The sequence below is a fragment of the Amycolatopsis sp. lyj-109 genome (assembly GCF_046548995.1).
In the GTDB taxonomy this organism is placed as follows: Bacteria; Actinomycetota; Actinomycetes; order Mycobacteriales; family Pseudonocardiaceae; genus Amycolatopsis.
The window spans coordinates 1-9,235 of sequence record NZ_JAJPWR010000059.1; the positions used below are offsets into that span (position 1 = coordinate 1).

General features: G+C 71.8%; 10 protein-coding genes and 1 pseudogene. 5 read left to right on the forward strand and 6 right to left on the reverse strand.

The genetic code is table 11. The features are described from left to right. The 3 genes and pseudogenes from ACLJQF_RS48750 to ACLJQF_RS48760 all read right to left on the reverse strand — a co-directional run. A pseudogene (locus ACLJQF_RS48750) lies at nt 1-97 on the reverse strand (DNA-binding response regulator); the annotation flags it as partial. Continuing rightward, a complete protein-coding gene (locus ACLJQF_RS48755) occupies nt 93-1,523 on the reverse strand; it encodes a sensor histidine kinase (protein WP_410617503.1) in 1,431 nt (476 codons plus the stop codon). The gene ACLJQF_RS48755 and the pseudogene ACLJQF_RS48750, both read right to left, overlap by 5 nt. Beyond that, nucleotides 1,520-2,233 carry a response regulator transcription factor gene (locus ACLJQF_RS48760; protein ID WP_410617505.1) on the reverse strand — a complete coding sequence of 238 codons (714 nt, stop codon included), beginning with the start codon at nt 2,231-2,233 and terminating at the stop codon, nt 1,520-1,522. The genes ACLJQF_RS48755 and ACLJQF_RS48760 overlap by 4 nt, the downstream gene beginning before the upstream one ends. A 146-nt stretch (nt 2,234-2,379) precedes the next feature. On the opposite strand from ACLJQF_RS48760, the gene ACLJQF_RS48765 reads away from it, so the two are divergent. From ACLJQF_RS48765 to ACLJQF_RS48785, 5 genes are all read left to right on the forward strand, one after another. Next, nucleotides 2,380-3,726 (forward strand): ferric reductase-like transmembrane domain-containing protein, encoded by a 1,347-nt coding sequence (locus ACLJQF_RS48765; protein WP_410617518.1) that lies wholly within the window; start codon nt 2,380-2,382, stop codon nt 3,724-3,726. 9 nt (nt 3,727-3,735) lie between these two features. Continuing rightward, nucleotides 3,736-4,224, forward strand: a complete 489-nt coding sequence (locus ACLJQF_RS48770) for an FMN-binding protein (RefSeq protein ID WP_410617507.1) — start codon at nt 3,736-3,738, stop codon at nt 4,222-4,224. After that, nucleotides 4,221-4,961 carry an FAD:protein FMN transferase gene (locus ACLJQF_RS48775; protein WP_410617509.1) on the forward strand — a complete coding sequence of 247 codons (741 nt, stop codon included), beginning with the start codon at nt 4,221-4,223 and terminating at the stop codon, nt 4,959-4,961. Before ACLJQF_RS48770 ends, ACLJQF_RS48775 begins: the two co-directional genes overlap by 4 nt. Nucleotides 4,962-5,023: 62 nt before the next feature. After that, a complete protein-coding gene (locus ACLJQF_RS48780) occupies nt 5,024-5,404 on the forward strand; it encodes a VOC family protein (protein ID WP_410617510.1) in 381 nt (126 codons plus the stop codon). A gap of 21 nt (nt 5,405-5,425) precedes the next feature. After that, nucleotides 5,426-6,409: an asparaginase gene (locus ACLJQF_RS48785; RefSeq protein WP_410617512.1), complete on the forward strand. Its 984-nt coding sequence runs from the start codon at nt 5,426-5,428 to the stop codon at nt 6,407-6,409. A gap of 127 nt (nt 6,410-6,536) precedes the next feature. On the opposite strand, the gene ACLJQF_RS48790 is transcribed toward ACLJQF_RS48785, so the two are convergent. The 3 genes from ACLJQF_RS48790 to ACLJQF_RS48800 form a co-directional block, all read right to left on the reverse strand. Continuing rightward, entirely contained in the window at nt 6,537-7,016 is a 480-nt protein-coding gene (locus ACLJQF_RS48790) for a cysteine dioxygenase (RefSeq protein WP_410617514.1), read from the reverse strand. A gap of 195 nt (nt 7,017-7,211) precedes the next feature. Continuing rightward, nucleotides 7,212-8,228, reverse strand: a complete 1,017-nt coding sequence (locus tag ACLJQF_RS48795) for an NAD(P)H-dependent glycerol-3-phosphate dehydrogenase (protein ID WP_410617515.1) — start codon at nt 8,226-8,228, stop codon at nt 7,212-7,214. Next, nucleotides 8,228-8,932 (reverse strand): lysophospholipid acyltransferase family protein, encoded by a 705-nt coding sequence (locus tag ACLJQF_RS48800; RefSeq protein ID WP_410617517.1) that lies wholly within the window; start codon nt 8,930-8,932, stop codon nt 8,228-8,230. Before ACLJQF_RS48800 ends, ACLJQF_RS48795 begins: the two co-directional genes overlap by 1 nt. Between the last annotated feature and the right edge of the window lie 303 nt (nt 8,933-9,235).

The following is a 9,235-nucleotide window of genomic DNA, read 5'->3' on the forward strand; positions in this document are numbered from 1 at the left end:
CGTGGGCCTCCACGAACAGGACGTCGTCGCGGCGGACATAGCGCGTCCGCCCGCCCGACTCGACCGGCAGCGCTGCCATCGCGTCCGGGCACTCACGACAGCCGCGGCAGACTCGGCAACCGGACGGTGAACGTGGTCCGGCCGGGCCCGGATGCCACCGACACGGTGCCGCCGTGCGCGCTGACCAAGGACTGGACCACCGACAGCCCGAGCCCGGTGCCGCCGTTGCCGCGCGTGCGGGAGTCGTCCACGCGGAAGAACCGGTCGAAGATCCGCTCCTGATCCCCCACCGCGATGCCGGGCCCGGTGTCGGTGACCTGCACCACGGCGAAACCGCCCGACGCCGTCACCGACACGTGCACCGACGTCCCGGGCGGGGTGTGCACGGCCGCGTTGGCCAGCAGGTTGTCCAGCACCTGCCGCAGGCGCACCGGATCGGCGTCCACGAACGCCGCCGAAAGCTCCGAAGTCAGCGGGTGGTCGGGCCGGCCGGCGGCGAACGCGTCCGCCGCGTCGCCCGCCAGCTCGGCGAGGTCGACGCGCTCGGGCCGCAACGGCGTCTCGGCGGCCCGCGCGTCGAGCCGGGCCAGCAGCAGGAGGTCGTCGACGAGCACGGTCATCCGGGCGGTTTCCTCGCGGATCTTCGCCAGGTGCGCCTCGCGCTCCGCGGGCTCGTTCGCCGCCGCGTAGCGGAAGAGGTCGGCGTACCCGCGGATCGACGTCAGCGGCGTCCGCAGCTCGTGCGAGGCGTCCGCGACGAACCGGCGCAGCCGCTCGTTGGCCTCGGTCTTCGCGGCCAGCGACGTGTCGATGTGGGCCAGCATCACGTTGAACGCCGTCCGCAGCTCTTCGACTTCGGCGCCGCCGCCGGTGCCCGCCGCGCGCACCGGCAGGTCCGGGTTCGCGGTGAGGTCGTGGGCGGCGATGTCGTGCGCGGTGCCGGCCATGTCGGCCAGCGGGCGCAGGCCGCGGCGCAGCACCAGCCGTCCGACGATCACCAGCACGGCCAGGGCGAGCGCGAACGCGCCGACTTCGACCCCGATCAGCTGCCGGACGGTGCCGTCGAGGTCCTGCTGCGGCGCCGCTGACAGCAGCACCGAGTCGGTGTCGACCGGGCACGCCCGCACCCGGTACGGGCCGTCGTCGCGCAGGTAGACGGTGCGGGTGACGTCGCCGCCCATCGCTTCGGCGGCGATCTTCGCCAGCTGCTTGGCGTCGCCCGGCAATTTGCCGCCCGGCTCGGGAACGGCGACGCCGCCGGTGACCGTGTACAGCGCCGAGTACCACGAGTACACCGACTGCGGCGAGCCGTGCGTCTCGCGCAGCAGCGGCAGCTGTGTGTTCTGGCTCTTGGACAGCTGCTCGTCGAGCCGCCGGTCGAGGTAGCCGTGCATGATCCCGACCGTCGTGACGCCGACGGCCGCGAACACCACCAGCGCGAGCGCGCCGAGGCCGAGGGTGATCCGAGTGCCCAGCCTGGTGCGCTGCCAGGCGCCGTACCAGCGGCGGACCGCGCCCGTCACCGGTGGGCCTGCCGCACGACGTACCCGACGCCGCGCACGGTGTGGATCAGCGGCTCGCCGTCACCCGTGTCGACCTTGCGCCGCAGGTGCGAGATGACCAGTTCGACCACATTGGACCGGCCGCCGAAGTCGTACTCCCAGACGTGGTCGAGGATCTGCGCCTTGGTCAGCACCGCGGGCGAGCGGCGCATGAGGTAGCGCAGCAGCTCGTACTCGGTCGGCGTCAGCTCGGCCAGGACGTCGCCGCGGCGGACCTCCCGGGTGTCCTCGTCCAGGGTCAGGTCACCGACCTGCAGCACGGCGCCGCGCGCCTCGGGCCGGTGCGCGACGCCGGCGCTGCGCCGCAGCACCGCCCGCAGCCGCGCCATCAGCTCCTCGACCGAAAACGGTTTCACCAGATAGTCGTCACCCCCGCGGGTGAGCCCGGCGATCCGGTCGGCCGTCGCGTCCTTGGCCGTGAGGAAGACCACGGGCACCGCGTTGCCGCCCTCCCGCAGGCGATCGAGCACGGTGAAGCCGTCGAGGTCGGGCAGCATCAGGTCGAGCACGACGATGTCCGGCCCGAACTCCGCGGCCCGGTCGAGCGCGGCCTGGCCGGTGCCGGCCGTGACGGCCTGCCAGCCCTCGTACCGGGCGACGGTGGCGACGAGGTCGGCGATGTGCGGCTCGTCGTCGACGACGAGCAGGCGCACGGGGTCAGGGGTCTGCACCACTGCATCATCTCCCGGTGCGCGCCGATCGGCGTACCCGAACGGCGCGCCGACAGGATTCCGACAGTCGGGGCAAAGCCTCCCCACAGGCTCGGTGCCGAGGCTAGCCTGGTGAACCGAATCAAAGGGGGATCCGTGTGAGCACCATGACGCAGACCGCCGAGGCCGCGCGCCCGGCGATCCGCCCCCGGATCGCCGCGAAATCCGGCCTCTTCCTTTTCCTCGGCGCCAATGTGGCCGCCGTCACCGTCCTGTTCGTGCAGGCCGGAGTCTCGCAGAACGTGCTGATCACGATCGGCAGGCTCGCCGGGTTGTACGGCGCGCTGGCGATGGCGTTCCAGCTGCTGCTGGTGGCCCGGCTGCCCTGGCTGGACCGCCGGCTCGGGATGGACCGGCTGACCACCTGGCACCGCTGGACCGGCTTCACGATCCTCTGGACCCTGCTGGCGCACCTGGTGTTCATCACCATGGGCTACGCGGAGGTCTCCGACAAGGGTCTCGTCGACGAGCTGGTCGAGATGGCCAACACGCTCGAAGGGATCCTGCGGGCGCTGGTCGCCTTCGCCGTGATCCTCATCGTCGGCGCCGCGTCGGCGAAGTTCGCGCGCAAGAGGCTCGCCTACGAGACCTGGCACTTCATCCACCTCTACACCTACGCCGCGGTGGTGCTGGCCTTCACGCACCAGATTGCGCTGGGCCAGTCGTTCGCCGGTTCGGAACCGGCGAAGGCGTACTGGTGGACGCTCTGGCTCGGCGCCGGCGCGGCCGTCCTCGCCGGGCGCGTCGTGCTGCCGATGTGGCGGAACCTGCGTCACCAGCTGCGCGTCACCGCGGTGGTTTCCGAATCCCCGGACGTCGTCTCGGTGTACATGTCCGGCAAGAACCTGGACAAGCTGCCGGCCAAGGCGGGGCAGTTCTTCCTGTGGCGGTTCCTGACCAAGGACCGGTGGTGGCAGGCCAATCCGTTCTCGCTTTCGGCGGCGCCCGACGGCCGGTCCCTGCGGCTGACCGCGAAGGCGCTCGGCGATTCCAGCGCGGGGCTGCGCAACCTGCCCGTCGGGACGCGGGTGTTCGCCGAAGGCCCGTACGGCGCCTTCACGACGATCCACCAGCAGCGGCCCAACGCCCTGCTCGTGGCGGGCGGCGTCGGGATCACGCCGATCCGCGCGCTGCTGGAGGACATCGAAGGCCACGTCGTGGTGCTGTACCGGGTCCGCAACCAGGCCGACGCGGTGCTGCTGCCGGAACTGAACGAGCTGGCCAAGGCGCGCGGCGCCGTCGTCAACCTGCTCACCGGGCCGGACCAGGCGGTGGGTCCGCGCGGCGTGCTGCTCGGGCCGGCGAACCTGAACATGATGGTGCCGGACGTGCACGAGCGGGACGTGTTCGTCTGCGGCCCACCGGGGATGACTTCGGCCGTGCTCCGCAGCCTGCGTGAGCTGCGTGTGCCGAAAGCCCAGGTCCACGCCGAACGCTTCAGTCTCGCGGCCTAGGGGAACGTTGTGAAGAAGACCATCTTCGTCGTAGCGCTGTCGATCGCCGGGTTCATCGCGGTCTGGCGGTTCGAGCCGGGACCGGTGCAGAACACCGCCGTCGCCCAGCCGCCGCCTGCCGTCGCTGCACCGTCCACTTCGGCCGCACCGACGACATCATCGTCCACACCGGCCACACCGTCCACTTCGGACAACAAGGAGCCCGGACCGTCCACACCGGACACAGCCGGCGGGACCGTGACCACGCAGGGCACCGCGGAGTCCAGTGCATACGGGATCGTGCAGGTCCAGGTGACGTTCTCCGGCAACCGCCTCGCCGCGATCACGCTGCTGCAGGCCCCGGACCACGGGCGGGCGATCATCGCGCTGCCGAAGCTGCAGGAGGCGGCGATCCAGGCGCAGAGCGCGAACATCGACACGGTGACCGGCGCGACCGAGACGAGCGAGTCGTACAAGACGTCGCTGCAGGCCGCGATCGACGCAAGGGGCAAGAGATGACCACCCGCGTCGAACAGGTGATGGGCCTGCCGATCTCCCTCGACCTGCGCGACGACGAGGACTTCTCCGAGGTCGTCGACGACGTCTTCGCGTGGTTCCGGGACGTCGACGCCCGGTTCAGCCCGTTCTCCGACGACAGCGAGGTCAGCCGCTACGACCGCGGCGAACTGACCGCCGACGGGCTGAGCGACGACCTCCTGGAGGTGCTGGAGCTCTGCGCGTACTACGAGCAGCTCTCCGGCGGTGCGTTCCGCGCGCGGCTGCCCGGCCGCGGCCTCGACCCGTGCGCGGTCGTCAAGGGCTGGGCGGTGCAGCGCGCGGCCGACATGCTGAAGGCCGAGGGCGCGACGACGTTCTGCCTCAACGCCGGCGGCGACGTCGTCACCGCCGGCGAGCCGGAGCCGGGCCGTCCGTGGCGGGTCGGGGTGCGCCACCCCGAGCAGCCCCTGGCGGTGTGCGCGGTCCTGGAGTCGCGCAACGGCGCGATCGCGACGTCGGCGGCGTACGAGCGCGGCTCCCACATCCTCGACGGCCGTTCGGGCACGCCGGCGACGGGCCTGATGAGCGTCACCGTGGTGGCCGGTGACCTGGTGACGGCGGACGCGCTGGCCACGGCGGCGTTCGCGATGGGCACGGAGGGCATCACCTGGGCGGCCGACCGCCCGGACTGCGAGATCCTCATCGTCGACGACAGCCGCCGGGTGCACCGGACGGCGGGGCTGGCGCTGGCGTCCTAAATCGGTTCGCTCTCTTCGCGGGGCTGGGCCAAACTCGGCGGCACCCGACTTCGAGGAGTGCCATGCCGTCGTCCGTGCTGAACGTGTCCGTCGACTGCGCCGACCCGTACACGCTGTGCGAGTTCTGGAGCCAGGTGACGGGAAAGCCGATTCCGGACGAAGACCGGCCGGGCGTCGACGAGGCCGGCATCGAGCTCAACGACGGCACGGCGCTGCTCTTCCTGCGCGTCCCGGAGCCGAAGACGGTGAAGAACCGCCTGCACCTGTGCCTACAACCGGACATCCCGCGCGACGAGGAGGTCTCGCGGCTTCTCGGCCTCGGCGCGACGCTGGTGAACGACCTCCGCAAACCGGACGGCACGGGCTGGGCGGTGCTCGCCGACCCGGAGGGCAACGAGTTCTGCGTGCTGAGGAGCGCCGCCGAGCGCGCGGCGACGTCGTGACCGGCTGAATAGGGTGGCGGCATGGCACGTCCCCTGATCGCCGTCGCCACGCTGGGCGGCACCATCTCGATGGCCCCGGTCGACGGCGACGGTGGCGCCGTTCCGCGGTTCGGCGCGGCCGAGCTGCTCGGCGGGCTCGGCGACGTGCCGATGGACGTCCTGGCGGAAACCCTCGCCGGGATCGGCAGCGCGTCGCTGGACTTCGCGACGCTCCTGCGCTGCCTCGACTGGGGCCTGCGCCAGGACGCCGACGGGTTCGTCGTCGTCCAGGGCACCGACACGCTCGAGGAAACGGCGTACTTCCTGGACCTGCACTGGCCGTCGGACGTCCCGGTGGTCGTCACCGGGGCGATGCGCAACGCCGGCCTGTTCAGCCCCGACGGCCCGGCGAACCTGCGCAACGCGCTCACCGTCGCGGCCGATCCGCGCAGCCGTGGCCGGGGCGTGCTGGTCACGCTCAACGACGACGTCCACGCCGCGCGCTGGGTGCGGAAAGCGCATTCGAGCCACCTGGAGGCGTTCTCCTCGGCGCCGGCGGGACCGCTCGGCATGGTCGTCGAGCACGCGGTGCACTGGTTCCACCCGTCGCCGCCGCGGCTGCCGTCCCTCGACGGCGACGACTTCGGCGGCCTCGTCCCGGTGGTGGAAGCGGGCCTGGACGACTCGGGCGCGTTCTTGGAGCACGTGGCTTCGCAGCCGGACGTGCGCGGTGTGGTGATCGCCGCGACGGGCGTGGGGCACGTTTCGTCCGGCACGGCCGACGTGATCGCGCGGCTGGTGCCGTCGCTGCCGGTGGTCGTCGCGTCGCGGACCGGGGCCGGCCCGACGCTGCGGTCGACGTACGGCTTCCACGGCTCGGAATCGAGCCTGATCGCGCTGGGCGCGACGATGGCGGGCTGGCTGGACGCGCGGAAGTCGCGGATCCTGCTGCACGCGCTGCTGGCGTCCGGCGCGGACCGGCCCCGGATCGAGCGGGAGTTCCGGGCCCGCGGCGACCTGGACTGACCGAACCGGCCCGAGCGCCCCAAGGCGGCCTTGGGTGCGTCAGACGCACCGAAGGCCGCCTTGGGTGCGTCAGACGCACCGAAGGCCGCCTTGGGGTGCTGGCGGCCGGACAACAACGGCGGCGGAGTCAGTCCGGGATCGGGCCCTCGACCGGGTCCAGGTGGTACGGGCGCATCGCGCGGCCCGCGTCGCGGTAGACGTGGATGGAGACGGCCGGGTCCGGGCCGTCGTTGCGGACCTCGTGCACGTAGCCGGGCCCGAACACCCGCGACTGGCCCGCCGCGAGGGCGTGCAGCTCGGTGACCGCCCGGCCGTCCGGGGCGCGGCGCGCCACGGCCTCGGTGAGGTGCCCGCCGACCACGGTGAACGCGCCGCTGGCGAACGCGTGGTCGTGCAGGTCGGTGCGCTGGCCGGGCAGCCAGCTCATCAGCCAGACCTCCTGGTGCTCGTCCTCCGACACCAGCGTCGCGAAGCGCTCGTCGGGGTCGTAGCGCAGGAGGTGTTTCCAGCGGTCACGGTCGGCGGCGACCTCGAGGGCGACGCGCACCGGGTGGCGCAGCGCGGGGTTTTCGGGACGCAGCAGGGTGTTGTCCGGAACGGCGAACATGAGGGTCCTCACGGGGAGAAAGGGGTGTCGAGCTGGGCCGGGGCTGGGGCTGGGTTCACCGACAACAGCGACACGCGCGCACGGCGGAGCGGAGGCCCATGCGGCGGCCTCGCAACTCGGTGAGTTCGTGCGCGAACATGCGACCAGAGTCCCAGCCGCGTCCCGCCCGGTCAAGGCGTCCCACCTGCCGGGAGATCAGGACCACTCGTGCTTCTGCGACCGCCCCAGCAGCTCCGCGCCGGCCCGGCGGGGGTCGACGCCCTCGTGGCAGACGCGGTGCATGGCGTCGGTGATCGGCATGTCGACCCCGACGCTCTGGGCGAGCGCCCGGATCGACGAGCACGACATGACGCCCTCGGCGACCTGCCCTCCGGCCGCCGCCTGCGCCTGTTCGAGCGTCTCCCCGCGGCCGAGGCGTTCACCGAAGGTGCGGTTGCGCGAAAGCGGCGACGAGCAGGTCGCGACCAGGTCGCCGACGCCGGCGAGCCCGGCGAAGGTGAGCGGGTCGGCGCCCAGTTTCGCGCCGAGCCGGGCCATCTCGGCCAGGCCGCGGGTGATCAGCGTCGCCATGGTGTTGGTGCCGAGGCCGAGGCCCGCGGCCATCCCGGTGCTGAGCGCGATCACGTTCTTGCACGCGCCGCCGAGTTCGCAGCCGACGACGTCGGTGTTCGTGTACGGACGGAAGTAGGAGTTGGCGCAGGCGCGCTGGATCGCGACGGCGCGTTCGTGGTCGGCGCAGGCCAGCACGGAGGCGGACGGCTGCCCTGCGGCGATCTCCTTGGCCAGGTTCGGCCCGGTGACGACGACGACATCGGCGGCCGTGACACCGACGATCTCGCCGATCACCTCGCTCATCCGCTTGAGCGTGCCGAGCTCGACCCCCTTGGCGAGGCTGACGAGGATCGCGTCCGGCGGCAGCAGCTCGCGCCACGCCGTCAGGTTCGCCCGCAGGCTCTGGCTGGGCACGGCCAGGACGACGGCTTCGGCGTCGTGCAGGGCTTCCGCGGGGTCGCTGGTGGCGGTGATGTTCCCGGGCAGCGTCACACCGGGCAGGTAGGCGCTGTTGGTGTGCCGGTCCCGGATGTCCTCGGCGACCTGTTCGCGGCGCGCCCACAGGGTGACGTCCCGGCCGGCGTCGCCGAGCACCTTGGCGAAGGCGGTACCCCAGGAGCCGGCCCCGAGCACGGTGACTCGCTGCACGTCGGCGCGCATCAGACGGGATCCCCCGGCTTCGCCGCGGGCGGTTCCTCGTGCCGGATTTCGGCGAGGAGCCGGGTCACCTCGTCCATCATGACCTGGGTGACCTCGCGCAGCTTGGTCGCACTGCGGGTGTTGCCGCCGCGGTAGGCGGACAGGTCGATCGGGTCGCCGACGGAGTGGGTGATCGTCTTGCGGGGGAACGGCGTGAACTTCTTCGTGTAGCCGTTGAAGATCTGGCTGGTGCCCCACCTTGCGACGGGGATGATGGGGACGTCGTTCTGCAGCGCGAGCCGCGCGGCGCCGGTGAAGGACTCCTTCGGCCAGCCGGCGGGGTCCTTGGTGATGGTGCCTTCGGGGTAGATGACGACGATCTTGCCGTCTTCGAGGGCCTGGTGAGCGGCCTTGAGACTGTCCCCGGCGGCGGCCGACCCCCGCGAGACGGGGATCTGCCCGGATCCGCCGACGATCGGGCCGAGGATCGGCGCGCGCAGCAGGCTCTCCTTGAAGAGAAACCGCGGGACGCGCTTCTGCCGGTGCACGAAGACGGCATCGACGACGGGATCGAAGTGCGAGATGTGGTTCATGACGAGCAGAGCGGGCCCTTGCCGCGGAATCTTTTCGGCCCCGACGTACACCCGCCGCCCGATGGCGGTGAGCGGGTAGAACAGTACGGCGGCGAGCCCCACCCAGAAGCCGCCCTTCTCACGCCGGGCCACGATCTCCTCCTCCACACGTCACGTCCGGGGGTTGATCCTGCCGCGCCGGGCTCGGACCAGTCCAGGGAGGGTGGGTTCGGCCGGTTCGGGCGCGGTTTCGGGCGTCGCCCTCTTCGCGGGTGGCCGAGGGAAGTGGGGCCGTCGCCGGTGTCTTGAATGACTCATTCAGGACCTCAGACCCGGATCCACCGGTGAATGTGCTGGCCGGGGGTATGTCGTAAACGGGCAGATGCCCTCTGACCTGGGATGATTGTTCTTGTCTAGGGAACAAACAGACCTTAAGTGAGAGGGCATCTGCTGGAT